This window comes from Paenibacillus sp. FSL R5-0486 (assembly GCF_037975155.1).
Taxonomy (GTDB): Bacteria; Bacillota; Bacilli; order Paenibacillales; family Paenibacillaceae; genus Paenibacillus; species Paenibacillus amylolyticus.
Map to the genome: position 1 here is coordinate 2,589,209 of NZ_CP150237.1, position 18,031 is coordinate 2,607,239.

The following is an 18,031-nucleotide window of genomic DNA, read 5'->3' on the forward strand; positions in this document are numbered from 1 at the left end:
AAACAGTTGGAACCAAATGTCGATTTCAATTTTAAGATTGAGATCAAGGCAATTATAGAGATGTAGGAGGGCCAACCATGAAAAAAATTCAGCTGGGCAATGGCCTCAGAGTTGTCATGGAACAGATACCGACCTGCCGTTCTGTGTCTTTCGGAATATGGGTCAAGACAGGTTCGCGTAATGAGCAACCTGCAAGTAACGGAGTATCACATTTTATTGAACACATGTTGTTCAAGGGAACCGATCGTTATGATGCCAAGGCGATTGCGGAGCAGTTCGATGCGATTGGCGGTAACGTGAATGCATTCACTTCCAAAGAATACACGTGTTATTATGCTAAAGTATTGGATGAACATTTGCCGATTGCGGTTGATGTATTGTCTGATATGTTTTTCCGCTCCAAAATGGATGATGGTGAATTGATCAAGGAGAAAAACGTCATTCTGGAAGAAATCTCGATGTATGAAGATACGCCTGATGATATGGTTCATGATCTGATGGCCTTGGCCGCCTATGGTGAGCATCCACTCGCATACCCGATCCTGGGTACGGAAGAACGTCTCAAAGCGATGGATTCCAGCCATCTGCGTGCATATATGAAGGAGCACTACACGATTGAGAACACGGTCATTAGTATCGCGGGTAATATTGATGACAGTGTAATCGATCTGATGGAGAAGCATTTTGGTGCTTTTGATGTAAATGGAGTATCGGAAGCAGTCACGATGCCAGCCTTCCAAAGCGGACAGCTCTTTCACAAAAAGAAAACGGAACAGAATCATATCTGTATCTCGTTCCCGGGCTGTAAAATCGGAGATCCGTTGCAATTCGCTATGGTTGTTCTGAATAACGCCATTGGTGGAGGCATGAGCTCCAGGCTGTTCCAGGAAATTCGTGAGAAACGGGGTCTTGCATACTCCGTGTATTCCTATCATAGCTCTCATGCGGACAGCGGACTTTTCACGATATACGCAGGTACAGCACCGAAACAGACCAAAGAAGTGCTCGATCTGACCAAAGAGGTTCTGCGAGACCTGGCTGTTAACGGCTTGTCCGAAGATGAACTTCGTAAAGGAAAAGAACAGCTGAAGGGTAGCTTGATTCTGAGCTTGGAAAGCACAGGCAGTCGCATGAATCGTCTGGGTAAAAATGAGCTCATGCTGGGCAGACACCATACACTGGATGAGATGATTGCCAAAATTGAGCAAGTTACCATGGACGATATTAACGCGGTACTAGATCTGATGTTTGCTGAACCTTTTGCACTTGCTATGGTTGGCGCTTCAGATAAGACGATCGCTGGATTGAGAAGGGATGATTTTGTTGCATTACGTTCAAATACAGAAACTGCCGGGCAATGAAGATATTAAACTGCCTCAAAAAATGTCGGAGCTGGCATCCGGCTTTGATGTAGTAGCTGCACTTCAGGAAGATGTTGTATTGCAGCCGGGTCAGCGTACGCTGATTCCTACTGGACTTGCGATGGCAATGCCAGCTGGATTGGAAGCGCAGATCCGTCCTCGGAGCGGACTGGCTTTCAAACATGGTATTACTTGCCTCAACACACCGGGGACCATTGATGCAGATTATCGCGGAGAAGTTAAAGTTCTGTTGATTAATCTGGGTCAGGAACCGTTCACGATTGTACGGGGAGAGCGCATCGCACAGATCGTCTTCCAGACCGTGCCTGCGGTTGAATTGACGGAAGTGAATGAACTTTCGGAAACGGTACGTGGCGAAGGCGGATTCGGTCATACCGGGAAATAAGCAGCGTAAATATACTATTCTTTAGAGTCGTCCCTGACAGGGGCGGCTCTTTTTTACATTTGAGAAACGGACGGTGGAATGCAATTATTGTTTTCACCCCCCTGTGGGCCCCTGCATACGATAAGGCATACATGTGGTGAAAGGAGTGACGTCCCGATGCTGACCGGAGTCCGGATTGTAGTCCTGGGCGGTGATGCGCGGCAGCTTGAAGTCATTCAAAAGTGCGCTGAGCTGGATGCAACGGTAAGTGTGGTGGGTTTCGATAAAATAGAGCGTTCCATTCCAGGGATCGAGCACCAGGAACTGGAGGATGAAGTGTTTGCTTCCGCAGATGTACTCGTACTGCCTGTTGTCGGTTGCGATGAGCAGGGAAAAGTAAGTACTTCATTCAGTGACACACCGATCTATTTGAAAAAGGAACATATTGCAGCATTACCAGAGCATTGTATCGTGTTCACAGGTATGGCAAAGCCGTTCTTGCGCGAACTTTGTCTTGAAAATGGGCTGCGACTTGTTGAAGTACTTGATCGTGATGATATTGCACTTTATAACTCTATTCCAACAGCTGAGGGAGCCATCGCCATAGCTATTCGGGAGACGGACTTCACAATCCATGGTTCGGAATGCATTGTGCTTGGCATTGGTCGAACAGGATTCACAATGGCCAAAACACTGCAGGGACTTGGAGCAAATGTACGGGTGGGAATCAGGCGGGAAGAGGATGTTGCCCGCGCTACAATAATGGGCTGGAAGCCTTTCATGACAACGGATTTGGCCGCTCAGACCGGGGAAGTTGACTTGCTTTTTAATACGATACCGACTATGATAATCACAGCACAAATCCTGTCCAGAATGCCGCAAAAGGCTGTCATTATCGACCTCGCATCCGCTCCTGGCGGCTGTGATTTCAGGTATGCCGACAAACGCGGTATTAAAGCGCTACTTGCGCCAGGCCTCCCCGGCATTGTTGCTCCCAAAACGGCTGGCGGCATTATTGCCGACGCGTTGATCCGTTTGCTTTTGGAAGAACAGAACGCACGGGAGGTTAAATCATGAACTGGCAGGGAAAAACGGTAGGTTATGCAATTACGGGTTCTCATTGTACGTTTGAAGAGGTTATGCCGGTAATTAGCCGCTTCGTAGCTGAAGGTGCCAACGTCATTCCTATTATTTCGAATTCGGTTCTGACGACGGATACACGCTTTGGTACGGCGCAAAATTGGCAAAAACAGTTGAAAGATATAACAGGTAATGATATCATTTCTACAATTGTTGAGGCGGAGCCATTAGGGCCTTCCAAGCTGCTTGATGTGCTGGTTATTGCTCCATGCACAGGGAATACAACAAGCAAGCTGGCTAATGCGATGACCGACAGTCCAGTGCTAATGGCAGCCAAAGCGCAGATGCGCAATCAGCGTCCACTTGTGCTCGCGATTTCCACGAATGACGGTCTGGGCTTGAATGCTGCGAATATCGCCAAATTGCTCGTGGCTAAATACTTGTATTTTGTGCCATTTGGGCAGGACGATCCAGTGAAAAAACCAAACTCGTTAGTCGCCAAAATGGAATTGATTCCAGAGGCTTGCTGGAGTGCTCTTGAGGGCAAACAGTTGCAGCCGATGATTGTGGAGCGTTCTTCACAGGCTTGATGGAACAATGATTTAGTGACAACGTTTATGCGCTTGGAGAAATGAAGAAGGGTTCGAGAGACAAAGAAAATCATGGGGGACAATATGCTGGATTGAACAGCTACTATGTCCACGTTCCTGTCTATAAGGCATTCCTGCTTGCGGGCAGTACAGGTTAAGCAAGCGGGAGAGGTCTATTGTGAATGTATGCATCATGACCTCGATAACAACCGCGACCTTTGATTTGCAATTGTCCCAGACAATTACAAAAAATAAGGAGCGGCATGGAATGCCGTATAAAATGCTGAAATTATCGCATCAGAACGCTCCCTAGAGTGATCCATTTGTTGATTTGACCCGTGTCCAGTCTTCTTGCGTACACAAATGGAGGAATAAAGATGCGTATCATGGTACAGAAATTCGGAGGCACGTCTCTCTCCACTGTTCAGGCGAGAGAGCATGTGCTCCGTCATGTTAAACGTGAACTTGAAGCAGGATTGAGTCTGGTCATCGTTGTGTCTGCGATGGGGCGCCGCGGCGAGCCATATGCGACCGATACGTTGCTGGACTGGGCTGCACAGAACGGAAACGCACTATCCGCACGCGAAAAGGATTTACTGCTGTGCTGTGGTGAAATCATATCGGCGACAACGTTGAGCAGTTTACTCGAACATGAAGGCATTCCAACTACAGTGCTGACCGGTGCACAAGCAGGTTTTGTGACGGACGACAATTTCGGGAATGCCCGGATATTGGATGTCCGTCCTGTTCGTGTGTTGGAGCAGCTTCAGCTTGGCCGTGTCGTTGTTGTAACCGGATTCCAGGGGCAAACAGAGAACGGAGACTTCACGACACTGGGTCGTGGGGGAAGCGATACGTCTGCTACAGCTCTCGGTGCAGCATTACGTGCTGAAATGGTGGATATATACACAGATGTGAACGGGATACTCACCGCTGATCCGCGAATTGTTGAGGATGCACGTCCACTGACTGTCGTGAGTTATGCAGAGATCTGTAACATGGCCCACCACGGGGCCAAGGTAATCCATCCACGAGCAGTTGAGATTGCGATGCAATCCCAGATTCCAGTGCGGGTAAGATCTACTTTTGCAGACACGGAAGGAACGCTGGTTACGCATCCGGAAGGATTCCAGGATGTGCAGACAGGCATTGTTGACCGTTATGTAACAGGCATCGCCTACGTGAGCAATGTAACGCAAATTACGGTGGATGTGCCTGGTGGTGCAGATCGATTGCAACTAAAAGTGTTCAAAACCATGGCTGAGAATTCAATCAGCGTTGATTTTATTAATGTTACCCCCTCGGGAGTTGTCTATACGGTATTTGACAGTGATTCCGAGAAAGCCATACAGGTATTGCAGGAGATAGGTCTCAAGCCACAAAGTCTGTCCGGTTGTGCCAAAGTGTCCGTCATTGGCGGAGGCATTAATGGTGTACCTGGAATCATGGCTCGAATCGTGGAGTCCTTGACACTGGCAGACATTCAGATCCTGCAATCGGCAGATTCGAATACAACGATCTGGGTACTCGTAAAAAAAGAAGATATGGTTCAGGCCCTGAGGGCACTTCACGCCTCATTCGAACTTCATTTGTAAATAACTGAAGTTAGAGGAGCCAAACCTGTTTTGAAGGAGGAATCGAATTGGACTTTGGAAGATTGATTACAGCAATGGTCACTCCGTTCAATGAACAAGGAGAGATTCATTGGGAGGAAACGGCACGGCTAATCGACTATCTGATTGTAGATCAAAAGTCGGAGACGCTTGTGGTTTCTGGAACAACAGGGGAGTCTCCAACACTTAGTGATACTGAGAAAGTTCAATTATTCGAATTTGCAGTGAAACATGCGGCCGGTCGGTGCAAAATTATAGCCGGAACGGGAAGCAATAACACGGCACATTCCATCCATTTGACACAGGAAGCTGAACGTGCCGGAGTGGATGGCATTTTGTTGGTTGTTCCGTATTACAATAAACCTAGCCAAGAAGGTTTGTTCAAACATTTTGAAGCGATTGCAGGCTCCACCAAGCTGCCAATTATGCTTTACAACGTGCCTGGGCGTACAGTAACCAGCCTGTCAGCAGAGACAACGCTTCGTCTTGCACAGATTCCTAACATCGTCGCTACGAAGGAATGTGCGTCTATGGAGCAGGTTACGCTGATTGCAGCAAGTGCTCCAGAAAATTTCAGAGTTTATTCCGGTGATGATGCTTCAGGCTTACCAGCGATTGCGGTTGGAGCACATGGAATTGTCAGCGTGGCCAGTCATGTCGTAGGGGCAGAAATGAAGAAAATGATTGACGCCTTCTATGGCGGAGCACCTCTTCAGGCTGCTCAGATTCATCAGCAGTTGTTCCCGGTGTTCAAAGGCCTGTTTGAGTGTCCACAGCCTCTACCAAACCCCGTAGCGGTGAAATATGCGCTGACATTGCGTGGTCTAGACGTTGGTTCCGTACGGTTGCCCCTTATTCCCCCAACGGAAGAGGAGCAGGTTTATATCAAAGGTTTGCTTAATTTGTAATCATTTTGGTTGTATATGGACTATTTTATTAATCATGGAAATATCCTTCAGATCAGCAAAAGAACCGCTCCTCTTCCTAGAGGCTGCGGTTCTTTTTTTTACGAGTAATGTGAGGTTTCTTTTCCACTGCTAAGGGGAAACCTACAGGTTAACGAGAGAGTGACTTGTTTTTTTTGTTTTTAATCATGTATAATGATGTCAAGTGACTGGGTGCGGTATTTTTTTGAAATTGAAAGCGACATCGCTTCGTGGTGTAGCTTTGCGGTGAAAAAGGAAGGAACGGCTAAGAGGGAATTTCAACTCCAACTTGTTGGTCAAAGGGAATAACTTCGAAGAACTTCTTCCAAATATCGTGAATAAAGGTGTTCTTTTGCATTCATCCCGATAGGTGGGTATGTGATGTATGGACTACTTTTCTTAACTTACAATAAATAATAAGGTACGACGTCCAACTACCATAGGAGGTTTAGATTCATTTGTCTAAGAAAAATAATAACGATAAACTGATGATTTTTGCTTTGGGCGGCGTAGGCGAGATTGGTAAAAACATGTACGTCATCCAATACGCCAACGACATTGTAGTCGTAGATGCTGGTCTTAAATTCCCGGAAGAAGATATGCTTGGTATTGATATTGTCATCCCTGACATTTCTTACCTGACTGAGAACCGTGACAAAGTAAGAGGAATCATCCTTACTCACGGACATGAGGATCACATTGGTGGTCTGCCATATGTTCTCAAACATCTGAATGTTCCTGTATACGGAACAAGACTTACGCTTGGACTTGTAGAAAACAAGTTGAAAGAAGCGAATTTGCTGGGTGATACAAAACGTATTCTGATTGATGCTGATTCCGAGATCCAACTTGGATCTGTTCTGAAAGCATCGTTCTTCGCTACCAACCATAGTATTCCGGATTCTGTTGGTGTATGTGTCGAAACACCGGAAGGTGCAGTTGTTCACACAGGTGACTTCAAATTCGACCATACTCCAGTCAATGGTCAATATGCAGATCTTCAGCGTATGGCACAGATCGGAACAAATGGCGTGTTAGCGCTGTTGTCCGATAGTACAAACGCTGAGAAACCTGGATTCACACCCTCGGAGAAAAATGTGGGTATCGTGCTGGAAGATATCTTCCGTAAAGCAAGTCAACGTGTTGTTGTGGCGACATTTGCTTCCAACGTACACCGTATCCAACAGGTGATCAATGCAGCAGAAGTGACTGGACGTAAAGTTGCAGTTATCGGACGCAGCATGGTGAACGTGGTTGGTATTGCTTCAGAACTGGGTTATCTTGAGATTCCGGATGGCATGATCATTGAGCCTGAAGAAGTAGGCAAGATGGCAGCTGATCGTGTCGTGATTCTCTGCACAGGAAGTCAAGGAGAGCCAATGTCAGCACTGACACGTATGGCTCGTTCCACACACCGTAAAGTGGACATCCTGCCAGGTGACACCGTCATTATCGCAGCAACACCGGTTCCAGGTAATGAAAAATATGTAGGCCGTACGATTGATGAACTGTTCCGTCTGGGCGCTAACGTGCATTACAGCGGTGCTAACAGTGGCGTCCACGTATCTGGTCACGGTAGCCAGGAAGAGCTGAAACTGATGCTCAACCTGATGAAACCGAAATTCTTCTTGCCGATTCACGGTGAATTCCGTATGCAGCGTCGCCACGCGGTTCTTGCTGAATCTGTAGGGGTAGAACCTGAGAACATTTTCATCACGGATATCGGTGAAGTGATTGAAATTCAAGGTGGAGCAGCACGTAGAGCAGGTAAAGTTACTGCAGGTAATGTGTTGATCGATGGCTTGGGTGTAGGCGATGTGGGTAACATTGTACTTCGTGACCGCAAATTGTTGTCACAAGATGGTATCCTTGTTGTTGTGGTAACACTGAGCAAACAGGATGGAAAAATTGTTTCCGGTCCTGACATCATCTCTCGCGGATTTGTGTATGTACGTGAATCGGAAGGACTATTGGATGAGGCCAACCGGATCGTTAGCAGCACATTGCAGAAATTGATGAGTGAGAACGTTAACGAGTGGGCTTCACTCAAAACAAATGTTAAAGATGCACTGGGACGCTTCCTGTATGAGCAAACTCGTCGTAGACCGATGATTTTGCCAATCATTATGGAAGTTTAAAATAAGCTAAACAAAAACATATATTCAGGCACACAGTCGCCCCTTCTCTACGAGTAATATTGGACGGTTCCTCGTAGAGAAGGGGCTTTTTTTGCGTTTTCAGGAAGATCTGCAATAAGTCAATACGTGAAGCAATTTGATGCTAGCGGGTATAAGGAGGTTGGAAAAATCCCCATACTAAGGAAATACATTAAATGTTTCTGGAGAAGGGGATTATTGAAATGAATGAACGTATGAATGGCAAGCAGGCATCAAGATCCAATCAACCGGAAGTTGAAGCGCCGGAAATTCCGATTCAGGAGGAAAAGGCCATCTCTCCCGTGACAGAGACTATTCAGCAATTTGGGCAGACTCAGTCGCCTGCAGGTGAATCGAATATTTTCTGTATGACCATTATTGGACAGGTCGAAGGGCATTTGATTTTGCCGCCACAAAATAAAACAACAAAGTATGAGCATATCATTCCACAGCTGGTGGCTGCAGAACAAAATCAGCGTATTGAAGGTATACTGATCATTTTGAACACGGTAGGTGGGGATGTAGAGGCGGGTCTAGCCATTGCAGAGATGATTGCTTCCCTAAGCAAACCTACGGTTACTGTGGTCATTGGAGGCGGGCATAGCATTGGAGTACCGATTGCTGTAGCTTCAACATATTCCCTGATTGCGGGAAGTGCAACGATGACGATCCATCCGATTCGGATGAACGGCCTTGTCATTGGTGTACCTCAAACGTTTGAGTATATGGAGAAAATGCAGGAGCGGGTTGTTCGGTTCGTGACTTCTCATTCGAATATCTCTGAAGAGATGTTCAAAGAACTGATGTTTAAGACCGGTGAGTTGAATCGGGATATTGGTACAGCTGTAGGAAGCGCAGATGCAGTGAAACATGGATTAATGGATGCAGTGGGCGGGATTGGACAGGCTATTGCTCAGTTAAATCAGCTCATAGGAGACAAGAGACAGACCCTGCAGGCGGGAGGTTATACCCAATGACACTATATACCGTGATGCCTCCTGAACAACTCTGGTCGGGAATGTGGAAAGAGGGCGAAGATACGAGGGAGATCAAAATGAATGGTTTGTTAATGCAGGTGAGACCTGTTAATGAGAATGAAGCCGTTATTGTTCGTTTGCTGGATTGTCCACTTGAAGCCTATCTCAATCCTGCCAATATGCCCGGTTCGACCATTCCTCTTTCGGGTAACTTGGGATCAGCATAACGCGACGAATTCAGACAAATTGAGCAGAAAAAGAACATATGTACGGATTATATTTGTATGGTATAATATTCTTCTGGGGGTGACCTGATTTTGGCCAGAAGAAAAAAGAGGAAAAAAAAGGGCGCTGGTTTTAGCGGCGTTTTAAAATATGAAATTTACGGGATTGTGCTTATTACCCTTGCTGTCATAGCATTATCGGGTGAAGCCACCGTTGGACGTTCGCTTTCCAAGATGTTCGGACTGATGCTTGGTAAGTTTTATTTTGCGATTCCACTTGTTGGTATTTATTATGGTCTCATGGTGATGATTCACCGGAAATGGCCGAGTGGCTGGACCACACGCAAAACAGGACTGGTATTGCTGGTCTTTGCTTTAACCCTGATGAGCACCGTCTCTGCAATGCACCAGAAGCTCATTCCGGTAGGTGCGCTTGAGCCTGGAGCTGTGATTACACAGGTACATAATGATATGCAAACCGAGTTGCTAACCCCTGCTACGCCAGGCGAGAGGGACTCCATGCTTAACAAGGACATCAGCGGTGGTTATCTCGGAGCTGGGCAATTTGCTCTTTTCCTGTGGCTGTTCGGCAGTCTTGGGGCGAGACTCATCATGATTGTCATGTTTATCATCAGTTTTATGCTGATTACGAGTCTATCTTATGTGGATTTGATACGAATATTCCGTACAAAGATTTGGGATGCCGGGAGTTCGATGTACAAGAAGCTGGAGTCGAGGCCCTCTGTACGTTCTGCTTCAGCGTCTGATGGAAGGAAAAAAGGTAACGCTCGTAAAGTGGTCCCTGTTCCTGTTGAAGATGACGAAGACGAGTATGAGGATGAATTAGAGGAACAGCATCTGCCAAAACGAAACTCGCCCATATTCTTCCAACTTTTCGGAAAATGGGGAGCTAAACGGGAACAGGCGACATCAGGACGTGAAATGGATGAGGTCGATTCGGCAGAAACAGAACAGATTGTGTACCGCGCCGAACAAGATCACAATCTAGAGGCGTGGCAGGATGCAACCGAAGACGTAACTAACAAATCAGCTTCATCACGTGTTCCTGTTCAGACTAAACCTAACTCAGCGCCGATCATTCGAGACTTTTTTGAGCATGTCAGAACAGAAGAGGCAAGCATTGAAGATGATCTGGACGATGCTTATCCTTTCCCGGATAATCTGGCCGATCCAAACGTAGTACAACAGGGCGAGCATACCATTAAAATAACGGATGAACTGGTAGAGACAGAGTGGTCTGCATCCGATGCGGGTACAAACGGGATGAATGCTGTGGATGAGATTCAGAGTGGAGAAGAAGTACCTAATGATGCAATGCAGGGAACAGATACTCCAACTCCTGAAGGGCAGGACACACAACCGGTGAAACCACCACCGCCACCTCCTAAGCCGTACAAGCTGCCATCATTCCGTCTACTTGCCAAGCCAAACAATGGGGGCAAGGCGGGTGACCAGAAGGATTATATGCAAACAGCACGTAAGCTGGAAGCCACACTGGAAAGCTTCGGTGTTCGTGCCAAAGTACTTGAAGTGGTTCGTGGTCCTGCCGTTACAAGATATGAAATTCAACCTGACATTGGTGTCAAGGTCAGCAGAATTGTCAGCCTAACTGATGATATCGCGTTGGCTCTGGCGGCAAAAGATATTCGGATGGAAGCACCGATTCCCGGAAAGTCTGCTATTGGTATCGAAGTACCTAATGGTGAAGTATCGGTTGTAACGATGCGTGAAGTAATGGAGACAGCAACGTTCCAGGAGGCAGAATCCAAAGTGACCATTGCATTTGGCCGAGATATCTCGGGACAGACGATTATTGGTAACTTGGCTCGTATGCCCCATTTGCTGGTTGCGGGTGCTACAGGTTCCGGTAAGTCGGTGTGTATTAACGGAATTATTACCAGCATATTGTACAAAGCCAAGCCGGATGAAGTGAAGTTCCTGATGGTCGATCCCAAGATGGTTGAGTTGAACGTATATAACGGGATTCCCCATTTGCTGGCACCGGTAGTAACTGATCCTAAGAGAGCGTCACTTGCTCTCAAAAAGATTGTGGTTGAGATGGAGAAACGATATGAACTGTTCTCCAAATCAGGCACTCGTAACGTTGAAGGTTACAATAATCTGATGAAAGATAATCCTGCGGCTGTTCTGCCTTATATTGTTGTCATTGTGGATGAGCTTGCAGATCTCATGATGGTTGCAGCCGGAGATGTTGAAGATGCGATTGCGCGGCTTGCCCAGATGGCTCGTGCAGCCGGTATCCATCTGATTATTGCTACACAGCGGCCTTCTGTGGATGTTATTACTGGCGTAATCAAAGCCAACATACCTTCTCGTATCGCCTTCGGTGTATCCTCACAGGTGGATTCTCGAACCATTCTGGATATGGGTGGGGCCGAGAAACTGTTGGGTCGCGGAGACATGTTATTCATGCCAATGGGCGCATCGAAACCGGTTCGTGTACAAGGTGCTTTTATGAGTGATGAAGAAGTGGAAAATATTGTGAATTATGTACGTGGTCAAGGTGAAGCACAGTATGATGAGTCCCTTGTACCTGAGGTGGACGACTCTATCCAGGCTGAAGATGAAGTACAGGACGAGTTATACGAAAAGGCAGTACAGATTATTCTGGAGGCCAAGCAAGCGTCTGTTTCTCTGCTACAACGTCGAATGCGAGTAGGATACACCCGTGCCGCACGTTTGATTGACTCCATGGAATCCCGGGGCGTGATTGGTCCTTACGAGGGTAGCAAACCACGGGAAGTGTTGGTCTCGCTTGAAGAGTACCAACAAAACAAAATAAGCTCGTAGCTTGTAATGCACATGAATATTCAGGCGATTCGAGCCCTCAACCTTAATGGTTGGGGGCTTTTTTCATACAATTTGACTGAAGTTTTACCATGATGTCCAATGATCGGATGATTTGGTGCATAGGAAGCAAGCAGGCTTGTCATAATAACCTTAGCGATTCTGTTAATCCCACAAGAGAAAGGTAGAGCACAGTCGATGCGAAAAATGAACATATGGCTTTTCACTGCTATTTTGCTGATGTCCGCATTGGGAATCCGTTATTTGCTTCCTGAGAATGCAGCAACCGAAAGTTCGAATCAAAGCACATCACAAGTTGAAGAGAAAGCCTTGCCTACTTTCAGCAGCAACGCTGTGAAATATGGAAGTTACGGTCAGGATGTGTATGAGCTTCAAGGCCGCCTCAAGTATTTGGGATTTTACAATGGTAAAATCGATAGCAATTTTGGCAACAGCACGCTGAAATCCGTCAAATGGTTTCAATCCGAATTTGGTATGAAAGCCGATGGTGTCGTTGGAGCTGAAACCAAACTGAAATTGTACAATGCGTCAACCAAATGGTCGCCAACAGAGCCGCCGCTACACAAGGAATCCTCAGGTGGAGGTGGAGGTAGCAACAATACGGCAGATAAAGAGCAAGACAATATGGGATCTGCCAATGCCCTTGGTCTCTCAGAGAATGAACTCAAGATTATGGCTAACGCTGTATATGGTGAAGCCCGGGGTGAACCGTTTGAAGGTCAAGTCGCAGTAGCAGCAGTAATTATGAATCGCGTGAAATCACCAAGCTTTCCAAATACGCCTTCTGGCGTGATCTTTCAGCCAGGTGCATTTACGGCTGTAGCGGACGGACAGATCTATTTGGAACCAAACGCACAAGCCAAAAAGGCAGTTGAGCAGGCCTTGAATGGATGGGATCCGTCCGGTGGATGTCTCTATTATTTTAACCCGAAGACAGCAACATCCAAATGGATCTGGACCCGCCCACAAGTGAAAACAATCGGACAGCATATCTTTTGTATGTGATGATGTTGGAAGCAACCAGAAGGCGTGACTTCGGTTGCTTCTTGCCTTTTGAATGGGTTAAAATGGTTGTTACGTTTAGCTTAATACGATTGCATGATAAATGACGCCGTAAAGGGGTTTTGACATTTGAATACATCAGGATTCGAACGAGGTAGCAAGAGAGAGTTTCGTATACATGTGCTTCCGACTAAACGTTTTAAAACGTTTGCTATATCGTTATATGCAGGAGTTCCCTTACGGGAAGATACAGTAACCAAAGTAGCGCTGACACCTTTTGTTCTGCGACGCGGCACGGAGTCCTATCCGGAAACAACGCAATTTCGTGAGCAACTGGAGCATCTGTATGGAGCAGGTTTTGGTTTTGACGTTTATAAACGCGGGGATTACCAGATTGTACAGTTCCGAATGGATACCATTAATGATTCCTTTGTTGGAGGGGATGAGCAGTTGCTGGATCGTTCATTTGCCTTCCTAGGAGAGGTTCTTACACGACCTGCACAGGAGAATGGACATTTCAGGACGTCTTATGTACAAGCAGAGCGAGAGACTGTTCGGAAAAAGCTGGAGTCCATCGTGAATGATAAAATGCGCTATGCGGCTGAACGCAGTATCGAGGAAATGTGCAAGAACGAGCCATACCGTCTTCATCCATTGGGTGAGCGAAAGGATCTGCCTGGGATTGAGCCCGACACACTGACTGCGTCTTATCAGGAGTGGCTGCAGCAGGCGAGTATGGATCTGTACGTGGTAGGGGATACGACACTGGAGGAGGTCGAGAACCTTGTTCAGCGTTATTTCAATGTAGATCGAACGTCCTCCTCTGATTACAAGACACAGGCAGCGGTTCGAGGAGATAAGGAAGTGGAGACCGTTGTTGAGCGACTGAATGTGAGTCAGGGAAAACTCAATATGGGACTCCGTACATCTATCACTTATGGAGATCCTCAGTATGCCGCAGCACTAATGTACAACGGGATTCTCGGTGGTTATCCTCATTCCAAACTGTTTGTCAATGTTCGTGAAAAAGAAAGCCTGGCGTATTACGCATCTTCAAGATATGACGGACATAAAGGCATTGCGACGATTCAATCCGGGATTGAAATCCCTAATTATGAGAAGGCCGTCACCATCATCAAGCAACAACTGGAAGAAATGAAAAGCGGCTCAATCAGTGATCTGGAAATGTCTCAGACCAAAGCAATGATCCGTAACTTGCTTAAGGAAATGCAGGATTCTGCTTTTGAGATGATCGCTTATGACTTCAATCGACAGTTGTCTGGCAAAGAAAGAACGGCTGAAGAACTGTTGGCTCAGGTAGAACATATTAGCAAGGAAGATGTACGTGAGGCGGCAGAACAATTCCGTCTGGATACGATTTATTTCTTGCGGGACGAGAAGGAGGAATAATCGGTGGAGAGCATTCGGTATGAGCATTTGCAGGAGACACTATATTACGAAGTAATGGATAACGGACTGCATGTGTATATTTTGCCTAAACCGGGATTCCAGAAAACGTATGCTACGTTTGCAACCAAGTATGGATCGGTGGATAATCATTTTCAGGTTGAAGGGCAGGAAGCAGTGAAGGTCCCGGATGGGATTGCTCATTTCCTGGAGCATAAAATGTTTGAAGAACCAACAGGTGATATTTTTGCAACATTTGCGTCTCATGGTGCTTCAGCTAACGCATTTACGAGCTTTGATCAGACGGTTTATTTGTTTTCAGCGACCGAATATGTGAATGAAAATATACAAACATTAGTCGACTTTGTGCAAAATCCTTACTTCACGGATCAAAATGTGGAAAAGGAAAAAGGCATTATTGGACAGGAAATTGACATGTATGCTGATAATCCGGACTGGCGTGTTTATTTTGGATTGATCGAAGCCATGTATCAAAAACATCCGGTGCATATCGATATTGCAGGAACGGTGGAATCCATCCGTACGATTACCAAAGAGATGTTGTATGAGTGTTATAACACCTTCTATCACCCGAGTAATATGCTCTTGTTTGTGGTGGGTGGTGTAGATCCACAAGAAGTCATTGATATGGTTCGATCGAACCAGGAGCAGAAGGATTATAAGCCACAGGGGAGCATTCAACGTTTCTTCGAACCGGAGCCTGAGCAGGTAGGAGAAGCCAGACGGGAAGCGAAACTGGCTGTTTCACTGCCCAAATGTCTGTTTGGATTCAAGGAGACGGAGGTTGGACTTACCGGGGAACAATTGTTACGGCGAGATATGACAACGCAGCTGATGATGGACCTTTTATTTGGCTCAAGCACACGATTATTTCAGAAGCTCTACGATGAAGATCTGATCTCGGACAGCTTTGGACATGAGTATAACAGTTCGCCGCAATATGCTTTTTCAGCCATTGGTGGTGATACAAAAGACCCGGATCAACTGCTCGCGCGTATACGTGAAGAAGTGGATGCCATTGTAGAAAAAGGGTTCGATTCCACGGATTTTGAACGTGCACGCAAAAAGAAAATAGGCGGATATTTGCGTATGCTCAATTCTCCGGAGAACATTGCGCATGAATTTACACGTCAGCAATTCCGTGGCGGTGATTTTTTCAATATGCTGCCGCTCTATGAATCGATTACACTGGAAGATGTAAATCTCAGACTGAGAGAGCATATTCGGTGGGATCATCTGGCTGTATCGCTAGTCGTGAGTCCTTGATATGGAGAGGGGAACGGGACAATTGAAGGCAATCGGGGAAATGACTGTACTGGTAACTGGCGCAAGCGGTGGCATCGGAGCGGCTATCGCAGAACGCTTTGCCAGAGTGGGGATGAATGTTGTTATACACTATATGAAATCGCATGAAGCAGCGAATGAAGCCGCCAGACGGTGCATGGAACAAGGCAACGGAAAAATCATGACCGTGTCTGCGGATCTTCGCAGCCGGGAACAGATTGAGCGTATGCGTGAGAAGCTGGAGTCGCACAATCTCATGCCAGATATCCTTGTGAACAACGCAGGAATCTCGCACTATGGGATGTTGGCTGATGTTACAGAGGAGATCTGGGATGAAGTGATGGCGATTAACCTCAAAGGCACGTTTATGTGTACACAGGAAATGATGCCTCACATGATCTCCCAAAGGTACGGACGGATCATTAATGTATCGTCGATCTGGGGACTGTCTGGTGCTTCTTGTGAGGTGCTGTATTCTACAACCAAAGGTGGGGTGAATGCATTCACCAAAGCGCTTGCGAAAGAACTCGCACCTTCCGGAGTAACCGTAAATGCCGTTGCTCCTGGTGCCGTCCAAACATCCATGCTGAACCATCTGGATCAGAGTGAACTGAAGATGCTGGAAGAGGAAATTCCGGCAGGAAGACTTGCTCAACCTGATGAAATCTCATCATTGGTTTATTTTTTGGCCCTCCCTGAATCGGGTTATATCAATGGGCAGATCATCAGTCCAAATGGCGGTTGGTTAACGTAAAAAAAGCAAGAAAACTTGACTGGCTGTGAACGAACCAGGTGAAGGTTGCTGAGAAGCAGTCGTCTTCCGGATTATTTTCAAAATGCTCGTATATAAAATGCCTCGAAAGCACATATTACAACTGTTGATTTTAAATCTCATGCGTCATCTAAGGAGGATTTATCATGTCAACAGAAAAAACAGTGCTCTCCAGTTTTGACACATGGAAGAAGTTCCTGGGTGACCGCGTACTGCAAGCAGAGAAGATGGGGATGAGTGAAGAAACCATCAACAAACTTGCGTATGAAATCGGCGACTTCCTTGATGAGAAAGTCGATCCGGCGAACCATTCCAACCGGGCATTGAAAGAGTTATGGGATGTCGGCGATGCTGATGAGCGTCGTACGATTGCGTGCCTGATGGTCAAATTGGCCAAACAAAACGCATAAGATTACAGATGAAGAGCTCCCGCAAGGGGGCTTTTCTCTAATGATTACAAACGGATTACAGAGCTGTTCTTGTAATTCATTTTCATTTTATATATCATTAACGTGACCCATTTTTAGAAGATGTCTCAGATTGTTGTCCAGTGGATATGTTCTGTTGCTGTCGAATAATGGGGAATAATGCATTACGGGGTGTTGAAATGGAATCTAAACAATGGTACATGGAATATAAAATACATAAGAACAGACCCGGTTTGTTAGGCGATATTGCCTCTATGCTGGGGATGCTTGAAGTGAATATATTGACCATTAACGGTGTTGAAGGCAAAACTCGAGGCATGTTGCTTGAATCGGATGATGATGAAAAAATCCGTTTGCTTGGTGAAATGCTTGGCAAAGTAAACAGCATCACCGTATCGGCTTTGCGGCAGCCTAAATTGGTGGATATTTTGGCCGTACGTCATGGCAGATACATTGACCGTGACTCGGATGATCGCAAGACATTTCGTTTCACACGAGATGAACTTGGGTTACTTGTGGACTTTTTGGGTGAAGTATTTAAGAGGGAAGGCAATCAGGTCATCGGTTTGCGCGGAATGCCTCGTGTTGGCAAAACGGAGTCTATTATTGCGGGCAGCGTATGTGCAATGAAGCGATGGACGTTTGTTTCCTCCACACTTCTTCGTCAGACGATAAGGAGTCAAATGTCCGAAGACGAATTGAACCCAAACAATGTCTTCATCATTGACGGAATTGTAAGTACGATTCGTTCCAGTGAGCGGCATTACAACCTGTTGCAGGATATTATGTCCATGCCTAGCACCAAAGTTATTGAACATCCGGATATTTTTGTACAGGAATCCGAATATGATTTTAATGATTTTGATATTATTATTGAATTGCGTAACATTCCCAATGAAGAGATTATTTATGATACGTTTACGGCTAGCTACACCGATGAATTGTAAGGAACCGT

16 protein-coding genes are annotated in these 18,031 nt (G+C 46.2%); all 16 read left to right on the plus strand.

The window, feature by feature from the left end; translation table 11 throughout:
* Nucleotides 1-77: 77 nt before the first annotated feature.
* Nucleotides 78-1,361: a pitrilysin family protein gene (locus tag MKY01_RS11690; RefSeq protein ID WP_036670399.1), complete on the plus strand. Its 1,284-nt coding sequence runs from the start codon at nt 78-80 to the stop codon at nt 1,359-1,361.
* Nucleotides 1,321-1,767 carry a dUTP diphosphatase gene (gene dut, locus MKY01_RS11695; protein ID WP_017689132.1) on the plus strand — a complete coding sequence of 149 codons (447 nt, stop codon included), beginning with the start codon at nt 1,321-1,323 and terminating at the stop codon, nt 1,765-1,767. The genes MKY01_RS11690 and dut overlap by 41 nt, the downstream gene beginning before the upstream one ends.
* A 156-nt stretch (nt 1,768-1,923) precedes the next feature.
* Nucleotides 1,924-2,823, plus strand: coding sequence for a dipicolinate synthase subunit DpsA (gene dpsA / locus MKY01_RS11700; protein WP_127543745.1), 900 nt, complete (start codon nt 1,924-1,926; stop codon nt 2,821-2,823).
* On the plus strand, nt 2,820-3,416 hold the full coding sequence (locus MKY01_RS11705) for a dipicolinate synthase subunit B (RefSeq protein ID WP_062833836.1): 597 nt from the start codon (nt 2,820-2,822) through the stop codon (nt 3,414-3,416). The genes dpsA and MKY01_RS11705 overlap by 4 nt, the downstream gene beginning before the upstream one ends.
* A 377-nt stretch (nt 3,417-3,793) precedes the next feature.
* Complete coding sequence (dapG, locus tag MKY01_RS11710) at nt 3,794-5,011, plus strand: aspartate kinase (RefSeq protein WP_017689129.1); 1,218 nt, start codon at nt 3,794-3,796, stop codon at nt 5,009-5,011.
* Between the two features lie 47 nt (nt 5,012-5,058).
* A complete protein-coding gene (dapA, locus tag MKY01_RS11715) occupies nt 5,059-5,937 on the plus strand; it encodes a 4-hydroxy-tetrahydrodipicolinate synthase (RefSeq protein WP_036670403.1) in 879 nt (292 codons plus the stop codon).
* A 476-nt stretch (nt 5,938-6,413) separates the two neighbouring features.
* On the plus strand, nt 6,414-8,093 hold the full coding sequence (locus MKY01_RS11720) for a ribonuclease J (RefSeq protein ID WP_036609284.1): 1,680 nt from the start codon (nt 6,414-6,416) through the stop codon (nt 8,091-8,093).
* A 221-nt stretch (nt 8,094-8,314) separates the two neighbouring features.
* On the plus strand, nt 8,315-9,088 hold the full coding sequence (locus MKY01_RS11725) for an ATP-dependent Clp protease proteolytic subunit (RefSeq protein WP_282321899.1): 774 nt from the start codon (nt 8,315-8,317) through the stop codon (nt 9,086-9,088).
* Nucleotides 9,085-9,315 (plus strand): YlzJ-like family protein, encoded by a 231-nt coding sequence (locus MKY01_RS11730; RefSeq protein WP_339286440.1) that lies wholly within the window; start codon nt 9,085-9,087, stop codon nt 9,313-9,315. The genes MKY01_RS11725 and MKY01_RS11730 overlap by 4 nt, the downstream gene beginning before the upstream one ends.
* Before the next feature lie 90 nt (nt 9,316-9,405).
* Nucleotides 9,406-12,144 carry a DNA translocase FtsK gene (locus MKY01_RS11735; RefSeq protein ID WP_339286441.1) on the plus strand — a complete coding sequence of 913 codons (2,739 nt, stop codon included), beginning with the start codon at nt 9,406-9,408 and terminating at the stop codon, nt 12,142-12,144.
* A gap of 195 nt (nt 12,145-12,339) precedes the next feature.
* Nucleotides 12,340-13,167, plus strand: a complete 828-nt coding sequence (sleB, locus tag MKY01_RS11740) for a spore cortex-lytic enzyme (protein ID WP_036670407.1) — start codon at nt 12,340-12,342, stop codon at nt 13,165-13,167.
* A 126-nt stretch (nt 13,168-13,293) separates the two neighbouring features.
* Nucleotides 13,294-14,574, plus strand: a complete 1,281-nt coding sequence (locus MKY01_RS11745; RefSeq protein ID WP_339286442.1) for a pitrilysin family protein — start codon at nt 13,294-13,296, stop codon at nt 14,572-14,574.
* Between the two features lie 3 nt (nt 14,575-14,577).
* The gene (locus tag MKY01_RS11750) at nt 14,578-15,858 is read left to right on the plus strand and encodes a pitrilysin family protein (protein ID WP_339286443.1); all 1,281 of its coding nucleotides are present in this window, start codon (nt 14,578-14,580) and stop codon (nt 15,856-15,858) included.
* Between the two features lies 1 nt (nt 15,859).
* The gene (fabG, locus tag MKY01_RS11755; RefSeq protein WP_339286444.1) at nt 15,860-16,630 is read left to right on the plus strand and encodes a 3-oxoacyl-ACP reductase FabG; all 771 of its coding nucleotides are present in this window, start codon (nt 15,860-15,862) and stop codon (nt 16,628-16,630) included.
* Between the two features lie 164 nt (nt 16,631-16,794).
* A complete protein-coding gene (locus MKY01_RS11760) occupies nt 16,795-17,058 on the plus strand; it encodes a DUF3243 domain-containing protein (RefSeq protein WP_017689119.1) in 264 nt (87 codons plus the stop codon).
* 197 nt (nt 17,059-17,255) lie between these two features.
* A complete protein-coding gene (locus MKY01_RS11765) occupies nt 17,256-18,023 on the plus strand; it encodes a DUF3388 domain-containing protein (RefSeq protein WP_036609270.1) in 768 nt (255 codons plus the stop codon).
* Nucleotides 18,024-18,031: the final 8 nt, after the last annotated feature.